We start from the raw sequence: 20,254 nt of genomic DNA on the forward strand, positions 1-20,254 counted from the left end.
TATTTTTTACGGATCCACTGTATTAATGATAAAAATTGAATAAGTTACAATTTAAATAACCTGAGCAAGGCGACGTATCCCATCAACAATTTCCTCTGACGGATGATTGGCAAAGCCAATTAAAATCCCCTGTCGTAAGACATCCCCGTGGTAATAACGGCTTAGGGAGAGTATTCCCATGCCAAGTAATCTGGCTTTCTCTTCAACTTCATTTCCGGTTAAGCCATTTTGTAGCCAACACACAATATGAACGCCGGAGTCAGAAGGCTGAACGATCATTTTATCAGCGAGATAATCCTGAATGGCATTGACCAGCGTCGTTCTTCTTTCATAGCACGCCTTGCGGATTCGACGCACATGACTGGCATAATGCCCATCCTCAATAAAACTCGTCATCACTGCCTGCTCAAGATAACTGGTGCCGAGATCGGTAAAATATTTCGTCACCATAATCTGTTCTTTTAAACCAGGAGGGACAACTAAAAAACCTAAACGGAATTCTGGATACATCATTTTAGAAAATGTTCCAGCATAGATTACCCGTTGATTCTGATCTAATCCCTGTAATGCTTGTAAAGAACGATCGGCATACCGGAATTCGCTATTATAATCATCTTCAAATATCCATGCCTGGTTTGACTTCGCCCATTCCAGCAATTCAAAACGCCGGGTTAAACTCAACGTTCCGCTTAATGGATATTGATCCGACGGAACAACATAGGCGAGATTAGCGTTTGGAAAATTCTCAATGCCATAGCGGACGTTCATTCCTTCGCTATCTACCTGGACTGGCCTCACCATAGCGCCAACTGACATAAAAACCCCTCGCGCACCTTTGTAACCAGGGTTGTCCAGCCAAACATCACTTCCCGTTGAAAGTAGCGCTCGCGCAGTAATGTTCAATGCCTGTTGGATGCCATTTACGATAATGATCTGATCTTCGTTACAGTTCACTCCACGCGTTGTTTTGATATAACGGCAAACCGCTTTTCTCAGAGGAAGATAGCCGCAAGGATGAGTGTGAGCGCCCAGTTGATACCTGGATTGTCTCCAGACCCGCTGCAGTAGTTTTCCCCATAACGCATGTGGGAAGAGATCCGTGCACCCAACGCCAACCGCAAACAGACGGTTCATGCCGCGCCCTTCATACTCATTCGACCATAAATCCAGAACCGGGTCATTTCGGTTGTTTACTTGTTCATCTGGCGCGACGACTTCCCCTAACTCTATCTTCGGATAACTATTGCTGATACTTAGATCCGGAATATTGTGCGCTACATACGTACCAGACCCTTTTCGGGTCAGGATATACCCTTCATCTAATAACCGGTCATAACCGGCAATCACCGAGTTGCGTGAAATTGACATCATCTCGGACAACGCCCGGGTTGAAGGCATTTTTGTTCCTGCGGGTAATCGGCCTGTAAGAATGTGATCACGGAGTGTGTGATAGATCTGTTCCTTCACGATGCCGTCGCCTAAAACAAATCCTTGAAATAAAGGTGCATTGTTTTTCTTCATTTTATTAACCTTTATGCTAAAAGTGGATCCTATCAATTGATGAAAAGTGTCACTTTACAAGAAGTTATAAAAAATCCAGGATAATCATCCGGGCACATTATTCTTATAATATCAGGATAAATATATGAACGACAAAAAGACTATTACTATAGTAACCGCAGAACAACAAGACTACACCAACTGGCTTCCTTTATGGCTAAACTACCAAACATTTTATCGCACTAAAATTTCCGAGGAAGTAACAAAATTAACATGGGAGCGTTTCCTTACGCCGTGCGAGCCTGTTTATTGTGCTGTCGCTAAATATGATGGAAAAATAGTAGGTCTGGTGCATTATCTCTTTCACCGTTCAACCTGGACAGATTCAAATTATTGCTATCTTGAAGATTTATTTGTTAGCGAAGATGTACGCGGACAACACATCGGTAAACAGCTTATCGAGTATGTTCAACAAGAGGCTCAAAAACACCACGCGTCAAGATTATATTGGCATACACATGAAACCAATCTGCGTGGACAACGCTTGTATGACTGGGTTGCTAAAAAGAGCGGGATGATCGAATATCGTATGTGAGGGAAATGATACTCTGAGCAAACTTTAATTATTCAGTACTTAAAATCAAAGATTAGCCTCTGAGTAGATATACTCAGAGGATGTATTGGTGAAAATCAAGCTGGAGAAGAGGCTGATTTTCATAATTCAGACTTTCTTTAAATTTACTTTGTATTATTACGGCGGCAAGAAAAGCCCCGCGGTCGCGATTAGGTATAGACAATAGCGCGGTAGCAATATGCCAGAGGCCCGGCAAGTTGGTAGGATTCGACCATGTCTACATTCGATAAATGGAGCAAGGCGAGTAACATCACCCGCCCCAGCCTTCATCTAATGGAGTCGTTTTACTTAAAATACCAGAGGCTAATACGTCGTCGGCTCAACCGGATGACTGTCTCCCGGAATATGCGGAGATTTAACAAAGACGCCTTTCCACGGAACCTCACCTCTGTTCACCAGAAAATGTGCTTCACCGGGATCGCAGTGCAAAACATCCCCCGAGCCTAACGTGTAGGGCTCACCGTTCAGATATAACGTCACTTCACCTGCCAGGGTATAAAAAATCTCGCAGGCTTCGATGTGACGATGGTTGGGAAAAGACTGACCGGGCTGGAGCATGACGACGCCCATGTCACATACCGGACCGCGAATGAGATATTTCGGGCCGCTATCGCCAAAACGGTACTCATGCTGCGCTTCGTTCGATTTAATCATTGCGATCTCCTGTTATAAACCCGGCGCTTTCCACAAAGAGGTCGTCAACCCGTGATCGACCAGACCTAACTGCTCCTGATATACCGCCTGCCATTTCTCACGTGATTCCCGATAAAGCTCGTGCTTCTCTTTATCCGGCACATGTTCCCGCTCCCAGCGTACCAGTCGTTCACCGGTCTCGGCCATAGATGACCAGATCCCTGCCCCGACACCGGCAGCAATGGCGCAGCCGAGCGCCGTTGCCTCTTTGACGACCGGCACATTAACCGTCAGCCCTGATACATCCGCCAGAATCTGGCTCCAGAGTTTGCCCTTCGAGCCCCCCCAGCAAATACCAGTGAAGTAGGATGGATGCCGGTAAAATCGGCGATTTGCTGCAAATTACAGGTCGATACAATGGCCGCATTCTCTTCCAGCGCACGAAACAGCGTAGCTTTATTGCATTTTTCCGGATCGATGGACAGGTTGATAAACGAAGGAGCGGCGTGATACCAGCTCTTGAAACGCATCCGGTCAGAGAAAATTGGCATCACTCCCCATGCACCTGCCGGTACCCGGGAAGCCATCTCCTCCAGAAGGGTGTAGGTATCTACCCCCAGACGCTCAGCGATCAGCTTTTCTTCTGCACAGAAAGCGTCACGAAACCAGCGCATAGTCAGGCCAGTAAAAAAGCTGATGGATTCGGTTTGCACCATTCCCGGAATGACGTGCGGATTAATGCGCACATTCATCTCCGGATCAACAATCGGAGCGGGTAAATTCACCACCTGCTGCCAGAATGTGCCGCCCAGCACGGCGGTTTGCGCCGGACGTACGACCCCAAGGCCAAGGCAGCCCAACTGAACATCTCCGCCGCCTACTACCACTGGCGTACCTGCTTTCAACCCGCACTGTGCAGCGGCCTGGGCCGTCACCCTTCCCAGGAGCGTTCCTGTCTCTTTAACCGGTGAGAGAATATCCGACCGCAATCCTGCCATCTGCAACAATGACGGTTTCCAGTCTCGCGTTTTGAGGTCCAACAGGCCCGTTGTTCCGGCATTGGAAGGATCCACCGCCAGCTCACCGCTGAGCATGTAGGCCATCCAGTCGCTGATCATCGTGACCGTTGAGGCGCGACGATAGATATCCGAACGATGATGCGCCAACCAGAGCAGGCGTGGGATGGCGCTCAGCGCCAGCGTCTGTCCCGTGCTGCGATAGACCTCACTTTCGAAGGTGTAATCGTGGATCTCCTTAAGTTCGCTGACTTCCCGTGCCGCTCTGGCATCCACGTTTGCGCAGGCCCAGACAGGCGTCCCCTCTGCATCATAGACCACAATGCCTTCACGCATCGAACAGGCTGAAACGGCAGCAATCGCTTCTGGCGCAATCCTGGCGTTATGCAGCGCCTGACGAATACACTCACAGGCCAGTTGCCAGTTTTTCCCCAGATCAAACTCCATCGAGCCGGGCACATCCGGTACGGCGAGATGCCGCCATTCCGCTTGCCCCACCGCGATTTGTTTACCTTCCAGGTCGAAAATCACGGCGCGAACGCTTCCGGTTCCGGCGTCCAGTGCCATCAGGTAATGTGCTGATTCAGAGAGGGTACAGAGTCGGGCCATCGTTTTTGTCCTCGGCTTATTATATTTGTCAGGTCGTCAATGCTTTCTCCACAGTACAAACGGAAATTCTGTTACTTCCCTGCCGCGCGACTGCACGGCAGATACGCATTACTGCCCGCTGACAATGGCGGCGGCAGTTTCCTGGTCAGTGACCAATGCGTTGATATAACCCCCTTTCATCGCCGCAGCGATCGCTTCCGCTTTATTCACGCCCCCGGCAACACCGATCACCGTCGGGATCGTCTTCAGGGTATTGAGGGTTAACCCGATAAGTTCATCGTGGATCTTCATATCCGGAATCACCTGCCCTTCGCCATCAAAGAAGTAGCCCAGAATGTCGCCCACAGCGCCTTTGCGGCCAATCATCAGCTGTTCACCCTGAGTGATATAGCCTGAGCGAATAATGGTGGCCTCATCTTTCTGGTTGATTGCGCCGATACCGACAATGGCCGCGTCGGCAGCCTGGGCAGCCAGCAGGACATCCTGGACGCTGTTTTCATTTTTTAACGTCCGGGCAATCTCTGCTGAGGAGGCGCGAAGCGGAGCCGGAATAATACTGACCGGACAGGCCGCGTTGAGTTGTCCAATCCCAGTCATGTAAGGCCCCACGCCACCCGAGAGCGTCACCAGGCGAATTTGTTGAGCAGAGATAAATCCGCTCAGTCGCTTTAACGTGTTCATGGTCGCTTCGCCGAAACCGGCCGCCAGAATCTGCTGTGGCTGGAGTGACTCCATCAGCATATGCGCGGCGCCAATCCCCAGTCGAACGCAGGCATCTGCTCCGGGAAGTCCCGGGATGACCCGTACATTGTTCAGCTCAAAGCGACGACGTAATTCAGTTTCATATTCCAGACAGCCTTCAAAGCGAGAATTAATCTGTACACGAATAATCCCGGACTGATGCCCCTTCTCCAGCAGGCGCGACACTTTAAGCCGCGTCAGCCCCAGCCTGTTGCTGATGTCGCTCTGCGTCATACCGTCGTGGTAATAGAACCACGCAATGCGTGCCACCAGCTCTTCTTCACACATCCCTTGCCCGGAAATCATCGGGTCGTTAATAGTCATCATTCTGTCTTCACTTTGAACATATCGAATTTCTGAACGCAATTGTTCATTCATTGGTAGTTAATAACTGTGATTAAACCCACATTTCGGTGGCTTTTTATTGAACAAATTTAATTACTCCGATCATTTTAGCATAAAACGTGATCTATTCGTCGGTTTTATGAGCAGTTAGGTCATAAGGTTATGAACAATTCGAATCGCTCAATACATTTGTTCAACCTGATTCTACCCAGGCCGAACGGAGGTGGCACGTAAATGAGTCACGAAAAAATCGCTCCGCTACTCAGCGCACAGTCTGTCTGTAAGCAGTACTCCGGCGTTAAGGTACTGAAAGGTATTAACTTTACCTTGCGCAAAGGCGAAGTCCATGCGCTGCTGGGAGGGAATGGTGCCGGGAAATCCACGCTGATGAAAATTATCGCCGGTATTACTCCGGCGGACAGCGGAAGCATTGAGATTGAAGGATCCCGCTGTACAAAACTGACGCCGATCCTGGCGCATCAGTTGGGGATCTACCTTGTACCACAGGAGCCACTGCTCTTCCCCAGCCTGACGGTAAAAGAGAATGTCCTGTTTGGTCTGCCCAAACGCCAAAGCTCGGCGCAAAAAATGAGCGCGATGCTCGCCGCGCTGGGCTGCCAGTTTGATATCAACAGCCAGGCCGGTTCACTGGATGTCGCCGACCGGCAAATGGTCGAAATCCTGCGCGGGCTGATGCGCGATTCGCGAATTTTGATCCTTGATGAACCCACAGCCTCACTCACACCAGCAGAAACAGATCGGTTGTTCAGTCGTCTGCGTGAGTTGCTGAGTGCCGGCGTAGGGATCGTTTTCATCTCCCACAAGCTGCCTGAGATACGCCAGATTGCGGATTACATTAGCGTGATGCGGGACGGAACCATTGCGCTCTCCGGTAAAACGGCGGACCTGAGCACAGACGAAATTATCCAGGCCATTACGCCAGCGTCACGTACTAACACGCTGAGCCCGACCCAGAAACTATGGCTGGAATTGCCTGGCAACCGTCCGCAGCACGATGCAGGCACACCAGTATTGAGCCTCGAAAATGTCACCGGTGAAGGATTCATGAACGTCAGTTTCGAGGTTCGTGCCGGGGAAATTTTAGGTCTGGCTGGCCTGGTCGGCGCCGGGCGCACCGAACTTGCAGAAACGCTTTACGGGCTACGACCTCTGCGGGCCGGACGCGTCGTACTCGGCGGCAAGGATATCTCCACGCTTTCCACACGCGAGCGTCTGCAGCATGGTCTGGTATATCTACCGGAGGATCGGCAATCATCAGGACTGAATCTGGATGCCTCGCTGGCGTGGAATGTTTGCGCATTAACCCATAACCACAGCGGTTTCTGGGCAAATCCGGCAAAAGACAGCGCCACGCTCGAACGTTATCGCCGCGCGCTCAATATCAAGCTGAACGATCCCGAACAACCTGCCCGCACGCTCTCCGGTGGTAATCAGCAAAAAATTTTGATCGCCAAATGCCTCGAAGCCTCGCCGCAAGTGCTGATCGTGGATGAGCCGACGCGCGGAGTGGACGTCTCTGCCCGTAACGACATCTACCAGTTGCTCCGCAGTATTGCGGCTCAGAATGTCGCGGTGCTGTTCATCTCGTCCGATCTGGAGGAGATCGAACAGATGGCCGATCGCGTTTACGTCATGCACCAGGGGGAAACAGGCAACGATGCCCTGCAGGGCGACGAGATTAATGTCGACACCATCATGCACGTTGCGTTCGGCGACCGCCCGTCAGGGACTACGCCACACACCGGGGAGGCGCCATGCTGAAATTTATTCAGAATAATCGCGAGGCAACCGCACTGTTGGCAGTGCTGTTGCTGTTCGTTCTGCCGGGGATGCTTGACAGCCAGTACCTCAGTGTTCAGACGCTGACGATGATCTTCAGCAGCGCCCAAATTCTCATGCTGCTGGCGATGGGGGCGACGCTGGTGATGCTGACCCGCAACATCGACGTATCGGTCGGCTCGATAACCGGGATGTGCGCCGTGCTGCTGGGGCTGCTGCTGAACGCAGGATATCCCTTGCCCGTGGCCTGCGTAGCGACGCTGCTACTGGGATTGCTGGCGGGGGTTATTAATGGCGTGCTGGTCGCCTGGCTGAAAATCCCGGCAATTGTTGCCACGTTAGGAACGCTGGGTCTGTATCGCGGCGTCATGCTGCTCTGGACGGGCGGTAAATGGATTGAAGGACTGCCTGCACAGCTTAAGCAACTCTCCGCCCCGGTTTTCCTCGGGATCTCCGCCATCGGCTGGCTGACCCTACTCCTGATGCTGCTGATGGCCTGGCTACTGGCAAAAACCGCCTTTGGTCGCTGTTTTTATGCCACCGGGGATAATTTGCAGGGCGCACGGCAACTGGGAGTACGTACCGAAGCCATCCGTATTCTGGCCTTCTCGCTCAACGGTTGCATGGCGGCGCTGGCTGGGATCGTCTTTGCTTCTCAGATTGGCTTCATCCCTAATCAGACCGGAACCGGGCTGGAAATGAAAGCCATTGCTGCCTGCGTACTGGGTGGAATCAGTCTGCTGGGCGGTTCCGGGACAATCATTGGCGCCGTGCTTGGTGCCTATTTCCTGACTCAAATCGATAGCGTACTGGTCCTGCTGCGCATTCCGGCCTGGTGGAATGACTTTATTGCCGGTCTGGTCCTGCTGGCGGTGCTGGTATTTGACGGCCGACTGCGCTGCGCGCTGGAACGTAATATCCGCCGACAAAAATATGCCCGCTTCACTCCGCAGCCTCAGCCGTGTCCGTCGACAAAAAGCGCCGCGGATACTGTGCGCACCGCTAAAAAACGTGAGGTTGCCTGATGACTCGTTTACATCGTTACGGCTGGGAACTGGCGCTCGCCGCGCTACTGGTGATTGAAATTCTGGGATTTGGCGCTCTGAACCCTCGACTGCTGGATCTGAACGTACTGCTGTTCAGCACCAGCGACTTTATCTGCATTGGTATTGTTGCCCTCCCCTTAACCATGGTGATCGTCAGCGGCGGGATCGATATCTCTTTTGGCTCCACGATGGGGCTGTGCGCTATCGCGCTGGGCGTGATGTTCCAGGGGGGCGTACCGTTGCCGCTGGCCATTATCCTGACGCTCGCGCTGGGCGCGCTGTGCGGATTGATCAACGCCGGGCTGATTATCTACACGGGCGTGAATCCTCTGGTTATCACGCTGGGAACGTTGTACCTGTTTGGCGGCAGCGCATTGTTGCTGTCGGGGATGGCAGGGGCGACCGGTTATGAAGGTATTGGCGGCTTCCCACAGGGCTTCACCGATTTTGCCAACCTTGATGTGCTGGGCCTACCCGTGCCACTGATCTTCTTTCTCGTCAGCGTGCTCTTTTTCTGGCTGTTGATGCACCGAACCCACGCCGGACGAAATGTCTTCCTGATTGGGCAAAGCCCCCGCGTGGCGCTGTATAGCGCTATCCCGGTGAATCAGACGCTATACGCATTGTACGCGATGACCGGCTTTGCATCGGCAGTCGCAGCGGTGCTGCTGGTTTCTTACTTTGGCTCTGCTCGCTCCGATCTGGGGGCCTCCTTCCTGATGCCGGCCATTACGGCGGTCGTCCTGGGCGGTGCCAACATCTATGGCGGTTCCGGGTCAATTCTCGGCACAGCCATCGCCGCGCTGTTAGTGGGCTATCTGCAGCAGGGGTTGCAGATGGCTGGCGTGCCTAACCAGATATCCAGCGCCCTCTCTGGTGCATTACTTATTGTCGTTGTCGTAGGTCGTTCCGTCAGCCTGCATCGTCAGCAAATTAAAGACTGGATGGCACGTCGTCGCGCTGTTCGGCAGGCCTGAAACCCATTGCCCTAAAGGAAAAGTACATGACTATTCAGAGCATTAAAAAAATTGCCGTAATCAGTACCCTTAGCCTGGCGGCGTTCACCCTCAACGCTTATGCCGCAGAGCGAATCGCATTTATCCCGAAACTGGTTGGGGTGGGGTTCTTTACCAGTGGTGGTAACGGTGCCCTGGAGGCCGGTAAAGAGCTTGGTGTCGATGTTACCTATGACGGTCCGACAGAGCCCAGCGTCTCTGGTCAGGTTCAACTCATCAATAACTTTGTTAACCAGGGGTATAACGCCATTGTGGTTTCCGCTGTTTCACCTGATGGGTTATGCCCGGCGTTAAAGCGCGCCATGCAACGCGGTGTGAAAGTCCTGACATGGGATTCTGACACCAAACCGGAATGTCGCTCGTACTACATCAACCAGGGTACACCAGCGCAGTTAGGCGGCATGCTGGTTGATATGGCCGCAAACCAGGTCAAAAAAGAGAAAGCCAAAGTGGCCTTCTTCTACTCCAGCCCGACCGTAACCGATCAGAATCAGTGGGTGAAAGAGGCCAAAGATAAGATCTCCAAAGATCATCCGGGCTGGGAAGTTGTCACCACTCAGTTTGGCTATAACGACGCCACCAAATCGCTGCAAACCGCAGAAGGCATTATTAAAGCTTATGCCGATCTCGACGCCATCATTGCGCCGGATGCCAACGCCCTTCCTGCAGCAGCTCAGGCCGCTGAGAACCTGAAGAATACCAGCGTGGCGATTGTCGGTTTCAGCACACCAAACGTAATGCGTCCTTATGTTGAACGCGGCACGGTAAAAGAATTTGGCCTCTGGGACGTGGTCCAGCAGGGCAAGATTTCCATATACGTGGCTGATGCCTTGCTGAAAAAAGGCGACATGAACATTGGGGACAAGCTGGAGATTCCGGGTGTTGGGCAAGTTGAAGTCTCGCCGAACAGCGTGCAGGGCTACAGCTACGAGGCGAAGGGAAATGGCATTGTGCTTCTGCCTGAACGCGTGGTGTTCACTAAAGATAACATCGACAAATACGATTTCTGATTTTCATTCCGTAACCGTGGAGTAAAAAATGGCTGATTTAGATGACATCAAAGATGGTAAGGATTTCCATACCGATACGCCGCAACGCAATACCCCGTTCACACTTAAGGGATGCGGCGCACTTGACTGGGGGATGCAGTCCCGACTGTCGCGCATTTTTAATCCTGAGACCGGAAGAACGGTTATGCTCGCGTTTGACCATGGCTATTTTCAGGGACCAACAACAGGACTGGAGCGTATTGATATCAATATCGCTCCCCTGTTCTCTCTCGCTGATGTACTGATGTGCACACGCGGCATCCTGCGCAGTGTGGTCCCCCCCGCCACCAACAAACCGGTAGTCCTGCGCGCCTCAGGCGCTAACTCAATTCTCACCGAGTTAAGCAATGAGGCGGTCGCGCTCTCCATGGATGATGCCGTTCGTCTCAACAGTTGCGCCGTAGCGGCACAGGTGTATATCGGCAGTGAGTATGAACATCAGTCGATCAAAAATATCATTCAGTTGATCGATGCCGGCATTAAAGTCGGCATGCCAACAATGGCGGTGACCGGCGTGGGGAAAGACATGGTTCGCGATCAGCGCTACTTCTCACTCGCCACCCGTATCGCCGCAGAGATGGGGGCGCAGATCATCAAGACCTACTATGTCGATAAAGGTTTTGAGCGCATCGCCGCGGGTTGTCCGGTTCCGATTGTTATCGCGGGTGGTAAAAAATTACCTGAACGTGAAGCGCTCGAGATGTGCTGGCAGGCCATCGATCAGGGCGCATCCGGCGTCGATATGGGGCGTAACATCTTCCAGTCCGAGCACCCAGTCGCCATGATGAAGGCCGTCCACGCGGTAGTGCATCGTAATGAAACCGCTGAACGCGCGTACGAACTCTATCTGAGCGAAAAAAACTAAAAAGGGTATGGGCCTGCCCTGGTGGGCCCATGCGTTTTAAGGAGAAAAGTATGCATGTCACTCTGGTGGAAATTAACGTCCACGAAGATAAAGTCGACGAGTTTATCGAGGTATTTCGCCTCAATCATTTGGGGTCGGTGCGTGAAGAGGGGAATCTCCGCTTCGATGTGTTGCAGGATCCGGAAGTTGAGAGCCGCTTTTATATTTATGAAGCCTATAAGGATGAAGCCGCCGTTGCGTTCCATAAAACTACACCCCACTACCTTGCCTGTGTGGAAAAACTGGAATCACTGATGAGCTGCCCACGAAAAAAACGCGTCTTCAATGGATTGATGCCATAAGGATCTAAAAATGAACCGTTCCTTTTCCGGTTTGAATCGCACAGAGTGCGTATCGTTAATGAAGCACTACCCGTTAAGCATCGGCATTCTTGCCGGTCAGTGGCTCAAACTCGGGGAGTATCAGCAAAATCTTCGCGCGCTTGAACAACCCGTTATTCACCTGGATCTGATGGACGGACATTTTTGCCCTCAGTTCACCGTTGGCCCCTGGGCTATCGCACAGTTGCCACAGCAGATGATTAAGGATGTCCACCTTATGGTGGATAATCCCTGGCCCGTTGTGCAGGCAAGCGTAAAGGCAGGAGCACACTGCGTCACGTTGCAGGTGGAAAACACGCCGCATCTACACCATATGCTTCATTGGCTTGGTGAGCAAAATGCTGAAGTTTCCGGTGGCACTATGCCGCTTTTGCGAGGGATTAGCCTGTGCCCTGCAACACCACTGGAATATATTCTACCGGTCATTGAAGACGTTGAAATAATACAAATTCTGGCGGTAAATCCCGGCTACGGTAGCAAACTCAGCAAGTCAGCGTTACTGAGACGCATCGCGCAGGTTGTCGCATTACTCAATGCAGCCGGCAAGCGAGACGCCATTCTGCTGGCAGTTGATGGTTCGCTAAACCTGGAAGAACTTCCAGAGATCATCGCCAGCGGTGTGGATCGTGTAGTATCCGGCAGCGCACTCTTCAGGAACGATGCTCTGACGGACAATATCTCTCACTGGCTCGCTACAATTCATTCAGCGCAATAAGTACTGCTATATTTTCTTTTATCACCAGGATACTAACGATTTACCACATGCCATTAAGTTCTACGCTCCCTTGGTAGAAAACCTGGATATACACAGGCATAAAGAGGGAGCGTCCTGCAACAAAGTGGGCGATAACAGTTACCGCGTTTTATTCATCCTCATTATTTCAAGCATAAATACTGGTCTCTCCAGCCCGTAACTTTCACAAACGTTGAGCGTTTTTATTCCACCCGGTTCACATTATTTTTTATTTGTGCAGCTTTGCGCGTTTTCACGTGAGCGTTCTCACAATTATTCGACCAGTGAGCGCCTATAAAACGCTCAACGAGTGATTGTTTTACGTTCTACGGAGATAGCTATGTCATTTTCTGTTCAGGAAACCCTGTTCTCGCTTTTGCAGCATAATGCGATTTCAGGACACGAAAACGCAGTCGCTGATGTCATGCTGCGCGAATTCAGGCGTCATGCAAAAGAGGTCTGGCGAGACAGGCTTGGGAATGTCGTCGCACGCTACGGTAGTGATAAACCTGATGCACTGAGACTGATGATTTTTGCGCATATGGATGAAGTCGGTTTTATGGTGCGCAAAATAGAGTCGTCTGGATTTTTACGTTTTGAACGCGTAGGCGGTCCTGCGCAAGTCACTATGGCTGGTTCCGTCGTCACCCTCGCCGGGGACAATGGGCCGGTGATGGGATGTATCGGGATTAAGTCATACCACTTTGCCAAAGGCGACGAACGCACGCAGTCACCTTCCGTAGACAAACTGTGGATTGATATTGGCGCCAAAGACAAAGACGACGCCTTACGGATGGGCATTCAGGTCGGTACGCCTGTCACTCTGTATAACCCGCCCCAACTCCTGGCAAACGATCTGGTGTGCAGTAAAGCGCTTGACGATCGTCTGGGCTGTACTGCGCTGCTCGGTGTAGCGGATGCTATCAGTACTACGGAGCTTGATATCGCTGTTTATCTGGTGGCTTCGGTACAGGAAGAATTTAATATCCGTGGCATTGTTCCCGTATTACGCCGTGTAAAACCAGATCTGGCGATTGGTATTGATATCACGCCATCGTGTGACACCCCTGATTTACACGATTATTCCGAAGTCAGGATTAATCAGGGCGTTGGGATCACCTGCCTGAACTACCATGGTCGGGGAACGCTGGCAGGATTAATCACGCCTCCTCGCCTGATACGGATGTTGGAACAGACGGCTCTTGAACACAACATTCCGGTGCAGCGAGAAGTGGCTCCCGGCGTGATAACAGAAACCGGTTATATCCAGGTTGAGCAGGATGGTATTCCCTGCGCCAGTCTCTCTATTCCTTGTCGCTATACCCATTCTCCGGCGGAGGTTGCCAGCCTGCGTGATTTGACTGACTGCATCCGCTTATTGACTGCTCTGGCAGGTATGCCAGCAGCACATTTCCCCATTGAGCCTGATTCAGGCGCTACACAAGAGGCACATCCATTATGAAAAAGATCCTTGTGGCATGCGGTACCGGCATGTCGACTTCAACCATGATTGCACACAAGCTGCAAGAGTTCCTGACTGAACAGGGCATTGCAGCCACTACCGCCCAATGCTGTCTGAATGAGATCCCTCTTAACTGTAACGGTATGGACCTTATTGTTACCTCCATGCGAACCAACAGTGATTACGGCATCCCTACGCTTAATGGCGCCGCCCTGCTCACAGGGATCAACGACGACGCGTTAAAACAACAAATCAAGGCTCTATTAACCCAATAAAAGGAGGCATTATGTTTGATTACATCCTGTCTCTCGGCGGTACCGTTTTCGTCCCTATCATCATGATCGTGATTGGCCTTATCTTCCGCATCCCCTGGCTGCAGGCGATTAAGGCAGGGGTAACGGTCGGGATCGGTTTTGTCGGTATGGGACTGGTGATCGTCATGGCGATCGACAGCCTCAGTCCCCCTATTAAAGTGATGATTGAACGCTTCGGCCTGACCCTGCATGTCTTTGACGTTGGCGCAGGACCCGCCTCCGGCGTTGGTTATGCGACTGCCATTGGCGCCATGATTATCCCGGTTATTTTTCTTCTCAATGTCGCCATGCTGGTCACCCGTCTGACCAAAACGATGAACGTCGATATTTACAATTACTGGCACTACGCCATTACGGGTACGGTGGTCCAGCTTATGACCGGTAGCCTGATTTATGGTGTGTTGGGGGCAATCTGCCATGCGGCGCTATCGTTAAAAATGGCCGACTGGACGGCAAAACGGGTACAGAACATCGTCGGGCTGGAAGGTATTTCGATACCGCAAGGCTACGGTTCCAGTTCAGTACCGCTTTTCGTTCTACTTGATGCTATCTATGAAAAAATCCCTTTCATGAAGGGACGCAATATCGATGCTCAGGAGATCCAGAAACGCTACGGCATGGTCGGCGATCCGGTGATCATCGGCGTAGTGCTCGGTCTGATTTTTGGCCTGGCAGCTGGCGAAGGCTTTAAAGGTTGCGCCAGTCTGATGATTACCGTTGCGGCAATCATGGTGCTGTTCCCACGCATGATCCGCCTGATTGTTGAGGGCTTAATGCCCATCTCCGACGGCGCAAGAAAATTCTTCCAGAAGTATTTCAAAGGACGTGAAGTGTATATCGGTCTGGATACCGCGGTGACGCTGGGCCATCCAACCACCATTGCCGTTGGCCTACTACTGATTCCCATTATGTTAATTCTGGCCAGCATTTTACCGGGCAACAAAGTATTACCCCTCGCAGACCTGCCGGTAGCGCCGTTCTTTATCTGTATGGCTACGGTTATCCACCGCGGAGACCTGATCAGGACGTTGATAAGCGGGATCATCGTGATGATTACCGTCCTGCTGATCGCCACCCAGTTCGCGCCTTACTTCACCGAAATGGCGCTCAAAGGCGGTTTCAGTTTTGCCGGTGAAAGTGCGCAAATCTCAGCGTTGTCCGTGGGCAATATGTTCGGTTGGTCGATTTCTGAACTGATGTCGCTTGGCATTATTGGCGTTGTCGTGGCGGTCGGTATTGTCGCCAGCGTCGTTCTGTTCTTACGTAAACGTGAATTATCGGAATAAGGAGTACTTTCAATGAGTTGGCTGAAAGAGGTTATTGGGACGGAAAAAGCGGTCATCGCCATGTGCCATCTACGTGCATTGCCCGGCGACCCGAGTTTTGATGCGCAACTGGGGATGAATTGGGTTATCGACAGAGCCTGGGACGATCTGATGGCGCTGCAAAATGGTGGGGTAGATGCAGTCATGTTCTCCAACGAATTTAGTCTTCCCTATCTCACGAAGGTGCGTCCGGAAACGACTGCGGCAATGGCACGAATCATCGGGCAATTGATGAACGATATCCGCATCCCATTTGGCGTGAATGTACTGTGGGATCCGGTCGCCTCATTCGACCTGGCGATGGCTACCGGCGCTAAGTTTATCCGCGAGATCTTTACCGGTGCCTATGCCAGCGACTTTGGCGTTTGGGACACTAACGTCGGTGAAACCATTCGTCATCAGCACCGCATTGGCGCAGGCGGAGTGAAAACGTTATTCAATATCGTCCCTGAAGCTGCCGTCTATCTGGGCAATCGCGATATCTGTTCCATTGCTAAATCGACGGTATTTAACAACCATCCCGATGCGCTCTGCGTTTCAGGCCTGACCGCCGGGGCACGTACCGACAGCGCGCTGTTAAAACGGGTCAAAGAAACGGTGCCTGACACCGTCGTGTTGGCCAACACGGGCGTCTGCCTGGAAAACGTGGAGGAACAACTCAGTATCGCCGATGGCTGTGTGACCGCAACCACCTTTAAAAAAGACGGCGTTTTTGCCAATTTCGTTGACCAGGCGCGAGTCAGTCAGTTTATGGAGAAAGTGCATCATATACGCCGATAAGATGGGGATAAGCAGAGCGCTTATCCCCGGCAGAGAGCAATAACCCTTCTGCGATCCCTGCCGCCTTCGTCAAAAGTATCGACGGGGATCGCTACCAGAGTAACCCGAATCGGCATGGAGTCAACGACGGATGATTAACGATATTAAATGGGTACAGTCACAACTTGAAGCCACAGACTGGCGTCAGGCCGTAGAAATCGCCGCCCGCCCGCTGGTAGCCTATGGTGCCGCGCAGCCATGCTACGTTGATGGGATCATCGAAAATACCCTTAACTGGGGGCCTTATTATTTGATAGCCCCGGGCGTTGCGTTGCCTCACGCCCGACCAGAGCAAGGCGCAAACTATAATCAGGTCAGCATCACCACGCTACGCACTCCGGTCGCCTTTGGTAACGAAGAGTGCGACCCCGTCTGGTTGCTTCTCTGCGTCAGTGCCACGGATGCCAACGCACATATTTTGACCATTCAGCGCATCAGCCAGTTTATTGATTCGCCACAATGGTTAGCGGCAGTGCGAAATGCCAGCACCGACGATGCACTTTTTGCGCTGGTATCAGGTTAACGGAGGCGCTTATGATCCTGCACCCTTCTCTCGCCAGCGCAAATCCTCTGCACTATGGTCGCGAGTTAACGGCATTAGACAACCTGGATTTTGGGTCCCTGCATCTGGATATTGAGGACAGCAGCTTCATTAACAACATTACGTTTGGGATGAAAACGGTGCAGGCCGTTGCCAGACAGACGCCTCATCCACTTTCCTTTCATTTTATGGTTGCCCGGCCACAGTTCTGGTTTAACGCGCTGGCTGAAATCAGACCCGCGTGGATCTTCGTTCATGCGGAAACGCTGGACTATCCCTCGGAAACATTAGCAGAGATCCGCCATACCGGCGCACGAGCCGGGCTGGCATTTAATCCGGCAACCCCGATCGACGCCTGGCGATATCTGGCGTCTGAGCTGGACGGAGTGATGGTGATGACCAGTGAGCCCGATGGGCAGGGACAGCGGTTTATTCCCTCCATGTGCGAGAAAATCCAAAAAGTACGCACGGCTTTTCCTCAAACCGAGTGCTGGGCCGACGGTGGAATTACGCTGGCGGCGGCACAGCAACTGGCAGCAGTTGGGGCGCAACATATGGTGATTGGGCGCGCCCTGTTCTCTTCATCTGACTATCGCGCGACCTTAGCCCAATTCGCCCCCCTGTAAGAGGAGATTGTTTCTGATGAGCCAACAGAGACCTGACCGTATCAAACAGATGCTGCATTACCTGTGGCAACATCGTCACCTCTCCACACAGCAGGCCATGGAACTTTTTGGCTATGCGGAAGCGACTGTTCGCCGTGATTTTCAGTATATTGCCAACCAGTACCCGGGCATGATCCGCGGTCACGGTTGTCTCGACTTCGACGACAGTACCGACGACAAAGAGTACGTCTTCGATGTGAAACGCACATTGCAATCTGTGGCGAAGAGAGAAATAGCCGCCCTTGCCCGAACAATGATCAAAGATGGCGACTGCTTTTTTCTCGACTCCGGCTCAACCTGCCTCGAACTGGCGAAATGCCTGGCCGATGCGCGGGTAAAGGTCATCTGCAACGACATTAAAATCGCCAATGAGCTGGGCTGTTTTCCCCATGTGGAAAGCTACATTATCGGTGGACTGATTCGCCCGGGTTATTTTTCGGTAGGAGAGAGTCTGGCGCTGGAGATGATCAATGCCTTTTCCGTAGAACGTGCGTATATCTCCTGCGATGCGCTGTCGCTGGAGACGGGTATCACCAATGCCACCATGTTTGAAGTCGGGGTGAAAACACGGATTATTCAACGCTCACGTGAAGTTATTCTCCTGGCCGATCACTCTAAATTTGATGCCGTTGAGCCGCATGCTGTAGCAACACTCTCATGTATTAAAACGATCATCAGTGACAGCGGGTTACCTGAGACTATTGCACGGCGTTATCAGCGAGCCGGATGTCAGTTGTTTTTGCCTCATTCAATAAAATGATAAACAGGTTCGTTCGAGAGGGATTTCAAGCAAAAATGCTCAATGGCACCCGTTGAAAAATATTGACGATGCACTCGAAAGAATAAAGAAGTCCTATACGCGATCCACACTCAACTATGTTGCAACAACACTCCATCTACTTTTTATTCTCATTTACTAAATGTGACTGTTCTGGATTCATTATTCAAACTGCGTACAAGATCACATTTAATCACTCCATTACGGTTCAGCATGCTGAACAAAGCATATTTTCCATTATGTAATGTCGATACCATTTATTCCATGAGCAAGGAGGAGCCATTATGGTTCGCAAAGGATGTAATTCATTAGTCCGTGCCGAAAAAATATTAACCCACATTGCATGGGTTGGCATGGCCAGTTATATGGAGTTATTAAATAAATTCCAGTATCCAAAAAGCAGCCTGCTTAATTTATTAAATGTAATGGTGGAATGCGGTTTCTTAATTAAAAACAAAAACGGCTACTATTCACTGGGAATAAAAAACTACGAGTTGGGTTGTCAGGCGTTACACCGTCAAAATATATTTGAGGTGACTAAGCGGCCAATGCAGGAGTTGTCGCTGAAAAGTGGACTGGTTTGTCATCTTGGGGCGATGGAGAGCATTTCAGCTATCTATCTCGACAAGGTCGAAAGTCCGGACTCGGTACCGACGAGCAAAAGCTGGATTGGTAAAAAACTTGAATTGCATATTACTGCGTTAGGTAAGGCGTTATTAGCCTGGAAGACACGAGAAGAACTGGATTATTTTTTAGAGGCACTCACGTTAACCCCGCATACGCACAACACATTTACCGATAAAAAGTTGTTTCTGGAAGAATTACAAAAAACACGACTTCGGGGATGGGCCATAGACAACGAAGAATCAACCTATGGAGCGGTATGTTTAAGTATGCCGGTATTCAATATGTATAACAGGGTTAACTATGCAATCTCTCTTTCTGGCGATCCAGTGGTTTATTCAGGAAATAAGATAGACAGCTATCTGGAATTGCTCCGGAAATGCGCCGGGCAAATATCATATGGGCTGGGATACAGAAACGAAAATGAGCATTTACGAAAAGGAAACTGAAGTAATGAAAAAATTCCGCGGCATTATTCCACCGGTATCCAGCACGTTTCATCGTGACGGAACCCTTGATAAAACGGCAATGCGCGAAGTTGCCGACTTCCTGATTAATAAAGGGGTCGACGGACTGTTTTACCTGGGTACCGGTGGTGAATTTAGCCAGATGAATACAGCCCAGCGCATGGCGCTCGCCGAAGAAGCCGTGGCCGTTGTGGGTGGGCGAGTGCCGGTATTGATTGGCGTCGGTTCGCCCTCCACTGACGAAGCGGTGAAACTTGCGCAGCATGCACAAGCCTGCGGCGCTGATGGTATCGTCGCTATCAACCCCTACTACTGGAAAGTCGCACCACGCAATCTTGACGACTATTACCAGCAGATCGCCCGTAGTGTCACTCTGCCGGTGATCCTGTACAACTTTCCGGATCTGACGGGTCAGGACTTAACCCCGGAGACCGTGACACGGCTGGCTCTGCAAAACGAGAATATCGTTGGCATCAAAGACACCATCGACAGCGTTGGTCACTTGCGTACGATGATCAACACAGTTAAGTCGATACGCCCGTCGTTTTCTGTATTCTGCGGTTATGACGACCATTTGCTGAATACGATGCTGCTGGGCGGCGACGGTGCGATAACCGCCAGCGCTAACTTTGCTCCAGAACTCTCCGTCGGCATCTACCGCGCCTGGCGTGAAGGCGATCTGGCTACCGCCGCGACGCTGAATAAAAAACTACTACAACTGCCCGCTATTTACGCCCTGGAAACACCGTTTGTCTCACTGATCAAATACAGCATGCAGTGTGTCGGGTTGCCTGTAGAGACGTATTGCTTGCCACCGATTCTTGAAGCATCAGAAGAAGCAAAAGATAAAGTCCGCGCGCTACTTACCGCGCAGGGCATTTTACCAGTCTGA

Annotated in this window: 20 protein-coding genes and 1 pseudogene; 17 read left to right on the forward strand and 4 right to left on the reverse strand. The window is 51.4% G+C overall.

Annotated elements, in window-relative coordinates; translation table 11 throughout:
- Window positions 1-51 precede the first annotated feature (51 nt).
- Window positions 52-1,521: a MocR-like pyridoxine biosynthesis transcription factor PdxR gene (gene pdxR, locus ACU8YC_RS11990; RefSeq protein ID WP_446895368.1), complete on the reverse strand. Its 1,470-nt coding sequence runs from the start codon at window positions 1,519-1,521 to the stop codon at window positions 52-54.
- Window positions 1,522-1,645: 124 nt separating this feature from the next.
- Here pdxR and ACU8YC_RS11995 point away from each other — a divergent pair, with 124 nt between their 5' ends.
- Complete coding sequence (locus ACU8YC_RS11995) at window positions 1,646-2,095, forward strand: GNAT family N-acetyltransferase (protein ID WP_151224201.1); 450 nt, start codon at window positions 1,646-1,648, stop codon at window positions 2,093-2,095.
- 342 nt (window positions 2,096-2,437) lie between these two features.
- Here ACU8YC_RS11995 and ACU8YC_RS12000 read toward each other — a convergent pair whose 3' ends face one another.
- The 3 genes and pseudogenes from ACU8YC_RS12000 to lsrR all read right to left on the reverse strand — a co-directional run bounded on the left by ACU8YC_RS12000 (window position 2,438) and on the right by lsrR (window position 5,457).
- Entirely contained in the window at window positions 2,438-2,788 is a 351-nt protein-coding gene (locus tag ACU8YC_RS12000) for a cupin domain-containing protein (RefSeq protein WP_151218525.1), read from the reverse strand.
- Window positions 2,789-2,800: 12 nt separating this feature from the next.
- Window positions 2,801-4,392, reverse strand: a pseudogene (gene lsrK / locus ACU8YC_RS12005) (autoinducer-2 kinase).
- Between the two features lie 108 nt (window positions 4,393-4,500).
- A complete protein-coding gene (gene lsrR / locus ACU8YC_RS12010) occupies window positions 4,501-5,457 on the reverse strand; it encodes a transcriptional regulator LsrR (protein WP_151218769.1) in 957 nt (318 codons plus the stop codon).
- Between the two features lie 255 nt (window positions 5,458-5,712).
- On the opposite strand from lsrR, the gene lsrA reads away from it, so the two are divergent.
- The 16 genes from lsrA to ACU8YC_RS12090 all read left to right on the forward strand — a co-directional run bounded on the left by lsrA (window position 5,713) and on the right by ACU8YC_RS12090 (window position 20,254).
- Window positions 5,713-7,260, forward strand: coding sequence for an autoinducer 2 ABC transporter ATP-binding protein LsrA (gene lsrA, locus ACU8YC_RS12015; protein WP_446895369.1), 1,548 nt, complete (start codon window positions 5,713-5,715; stop codon window positions 7,258-7,260).
- The gene (gene lsrC / locus ACU8YC_RS12020) at window positions 7,254-8,303 is read left to right on the forward strand and encodes an autoinducer 2 ABC transporter permease LsrC (protein ID WP_187259322.1); all 1,050 of its coding nucleotides are present in this window, start codon (window positions 7,254-7,256) and stop codon (window positions 8,301-8,303) included. The genes lsrA and lsrC overlap by 7 nt, the downstream gene beginning before the upstream one ends.
- Window positions 8,303-9,301: an autoinducer 2 ABC transporter permease LsrD gene (gene lsrD, locus ACU8YC_RS12025; protein ID WP_151224198.1), complete on the forward strand. Its 999-nt coding sequence runs from the start codon at window positions 8,303-8,305 to the stop codon at window positions 9,299-9,301. The genes lsrC and lsrD overlap by 1 nt, the downstream gene beginning before the upstream one ends.
- Before the next feature lie 26 nt (window positions 9,302-9,327).
- A complete protein-coding gene (gene lsrB, locus ACU8YC_RS12030; protein ID WP_187252977.1) occupies window positions 9,328-10,350 on the forward strand; it encodes an autoinducer 2 ABC transporter substrate-binding protein LsrB in 1,023 nt (340 codons plus the stop codon).
- Between the two features lie 28 nt (window positions 10,351-10,378).
- Window positions 10,379-11,254, forward strand: a complete 876-nt coding sequence (gene lsrF, locus ACU8YC_RS12035; protein ID WP_151218519.1) for a 3-hydroxy-5-phosphonooxypentane-2,4-dione thiolase — start codon at window positions 10,379-10,381, stop codon at window positions 11,252-11,254.
- Window positions 11,255-11,304: 50 nt separating this feature from the next.
- A complete protein-coding gene (gene lsrG, locus ACU8YC_RS12040; protein ID WP_103768553.1) occupies window positions 11,305-11,595 on the forward strand; it encodes a (4S)-4-hydroxy-5-phosphonooxypentane-2,3-dione isomerase in 291 nt (96 codons plus the stop codon).
- 10 nt (window positions 11,596-11,605) lie between these two features.
- Window positions 11,606-12,349, forward strand: a complete 744-nt coding sequence (locus tag ACU8YC_RS12045; RefSeq protein ID WP_187259321.1) for an epimerase — start codon at window positions 11,606-11,608, stop codon at window positions 12,347-12,349.
- Window positions 12,350-12,707: 358 nt separating this feature from the next.
- Entirely contained in the window at window positions 12,708-13,829 is a 1,122-nt protein-coding gene (locus ACU8YC_RS12050) for a M42 family metallopeptidase (RefSeq protein ID WP_187259320.1), read from the forward strand.
- The gene (sgcB, locus tag ACU8YC_RS12055) at window positions 13,826-14,104 is read left to right on the forward strand and encodes a PTS sugar transporter subunit IIB SgcB (RefSeq protein WP_103768556.1); all 279 of its coding nucleotides are present in this window, start codon (window positions 13,826-13,828) and stop codon (window positions 14,102-14,104) included. Before ACU8YC_RS12050 ends, sgcB begins: the two co-directional genes overlap by 4 nt.
- Window positions 14,105-14,115: 11 nt before the next feature.
- Window positions 14,116-15,429: a PTS sugar transporter subunit IIC SgcC gene (gene sgcC / locus ACU8YC_RS12060; RefSeq protein ID WP_151218515.1), complete on the forward strand. Its 1,314-nt coding sequence runs from the start codon at window positions 14,116-14,118 to the stop codon at window positions 15,427-15,429.
- Window positions 15,430-15,441: 12 nt separating this feature from the next.
- Window positions 15,442-16,248: a BtpA family protein SgcQ gene (gene sgcQ / locus ACU8YC_RS12065; protein ID WP_151218514.1), complete on the forward strand. Its 807-nt coding sequence runs from the start codon at window positions 15,442-15,444 to the stop codon at window positions 16,246-16,248.
- 130 nt (window positions 16,249-16,378) lie between these two features.
- On the forward strand, window positions 16,379-16,810 hold the full coding sequence (gene sgcA, locus ACU8YC_RS12070; RefSeq protein ID WP_151224194.1) for an SgcA family PTS sugar transporter subunit IIA: 432 nt from the start codon (window positions 16,379-16,381) through the stop codon (window positions 16,808-16,810).
- An 11-nt stretch (window positions 16,811-16,821) separates the two neighbouring features.
- A complete protein-coding gene (locus ACU8YC_RS12075) occupies window positions 16,822-17,454 on the forward strand; it encodes a ribulose-phosphate 3 epimerase family protein (RefSeq protein WP_151224193.1) in 633 nt (210 codons plus the stop codon).
- Between the two features lie 16 nt (window positions 17,455-17,470).
- On the forward strand, window positions 17,471-18,253 hold the full coding sequence (locus ACU8YC_RS12080) for a DeoR/GlpR family DNA-binding transcription regulator (protein ID WP_151218511.1): 783 nt from the start codon (window positions 17,471-17,473) through the stop codon (window positions 18,251-18,253).
- Between the two features lie 302 nt (window positions 18,254-18,555).
- Entirely contained in the window at window positions 18,556-19,344 is a 789-nt protein-coding gene (locus ACU8YC_RS12085) for an IclR family transcriptional regulator (protein WP_151218510.1), read from the forward strand.
- A 4-nt stretch (window positions 19,345-19,348) separates the two neighbouring features.
- Window positions 19,349-20,254 (forward strand): dihydrodipicolinate synthase family protein, encoded by a 906-nt coding sequence (locus ACU8YC_RS12090; protein WP_151218509.1) that lies wholly within the window; start codon window positions 19,349-19,351, stop codon window positions 20,252-20,254.

It is taken from the genome of Citrobacter sp. VF227, from assembly GCF_052950715.1.

What these genes read in the sequence shown, in the direction of transcription:
- ACU8YC_RS12090 (WP_151218509.1), top strand. Translation starts at nt 19,349, where the DNA reads ATGAAAAAATTCCGCGGCATTATTCCACCGGTATCCAGCACGTTTCAT.
- sgcC (WP_151218515.1), top strand. Translation starts at nt 14,116, where the DNA reads ATGTTTGATTACATCCTGTCTCTCGGCGGTACCGTTTTCGTCCCTATC.
- sgcQ (WP_151218514.1), top strand. Translation starts at nt 15,442, where the DNA reads ATGAGTTGGCTGAAAGAGGTTATTGGGACGGAAAAAGCGGTCATCGCC.
- ACU8YC_RS12085 (WP_151218510.1), top strand. Translation starts at nt 18,556, where the DNA reads ATGGTTCGCAAAGGATGTAATTCATTAGTCCGTGCCGAAAAAATATTA.
- lsrC (WP_187259322.1), top strand. Translation starts at nt 7,254, where the DNA reads ATGCTGAAATTTATTCAGAATAATCGCGAGGCAACCGCACTGTTGGCA.
- lsrD (WP_151224198.1), top strand. Translation starts at nt 8,303, where the DNA reads ATGACTCGTTTACATCGTTACGGCTGGGAACTGGCGCTCGCCGCGCTA.
- ACU8YC_RS12050 (WP_187259320.1), top strand. Translation starts at nt 12,708, where the DNA reads ATGTCATTTTCTGTTCAGGAAACCCTGTTCTCGCTTTTGCAGCATAAT.
- ACU8YC_RS12000 (WP_151218525.1), bottom strand. Translation starts at nt 2,788, where the DNA reads ATGATTAAATCGAACGAAGCGCAGCATGAGTACCGTTTTGGCGATAGC.
- lsrR (WP_151218769.1), bottom strand. Translation starts at nt 5,457, where the DNA reads ATGACTATTAACGACCCGATGATTTCCGGGCAAGGGATGTGTGAAGAA.
- ACU8YC_RS11995 (WP_151224201.1), top strand. Translation starts at nt 1,646, where the DNA reads ATGAACGACAAAAAGACTATTACTATAGTAACCGCAGAACAACAAGAC.
- lsrB (WP_187252977.1), top strand. Translation starts at nt 9,328, where the DNA reads ATGACTATTCAGAGCATTAAAAAAATTGCCGTAATCAGTACCCTTAGC.
- ACU8YC_RS12075 (WP_151224193.1), top strand. Translation starts at nt 16,822, where the DNA reads ATGATCCTGCACCCTTCTCTCGCCAGCGCAAATCCTCTGCACTATGGT.
- sgcB (WP_103768556.1), top strand. Translation starts at nt 13,826, where the DNA reads ATGAAAAAGATCCTTGTGGCATGCGGTACCGGCATGTCGACTTCAACC.
- ACU8YC_RS12045 (WP_187259321.1), top strand. Translation starts at nt 11,606, where the DNA reads ATGAACCGTTCCTTTTCCGGTTTGAATCGCACAGAGTGCGTATCGTTA.
- lsrG (WP_103768553.1), top strand. Translation starts at nt 11,305, where the DNA reads ATGCATGTCACTCTGGTGGAAATTAACGTCCACGAAGATAAAGTCGAC.
- ACU8YC_RS12080 (WP_151218511.1), top strand. Translation starts at nt 17,471, where the DNA reads ATGAGCCAACAGAGACCTGACCGTATCAAACAGATGCTGCATTACCTG.
- sgcA (WP_151224194.1), top strand. Translation starts at nt 16,379, where the DNA reads ATGATTAACGATATTAAATGGGTACAGTCACAACTTGAAGCCACAGAC.
- pdxR (WP_446895368.1), bottom strand. Translation starts at nt 1,521, where the DNA reads ATGAAGAAAAACAATGCACCTTTATTTCAAGGATTTGTTTTAGGCGAC.
- lsrF (WP_151218519.1), top strand. Translation starts at nt 10,379, where the DNA reads ATGGCTGATTTAGATGACATCAAAGATGGTAAGGATTTCCATACCGAT.
- lsrA (WP_446895369.1), top strand. Translation starts at nt 5,713, where the DNA reads ATGAGTCACGAAAAAATCGCTCCGCTACTCAGCGCACAGTCTGTCTGT.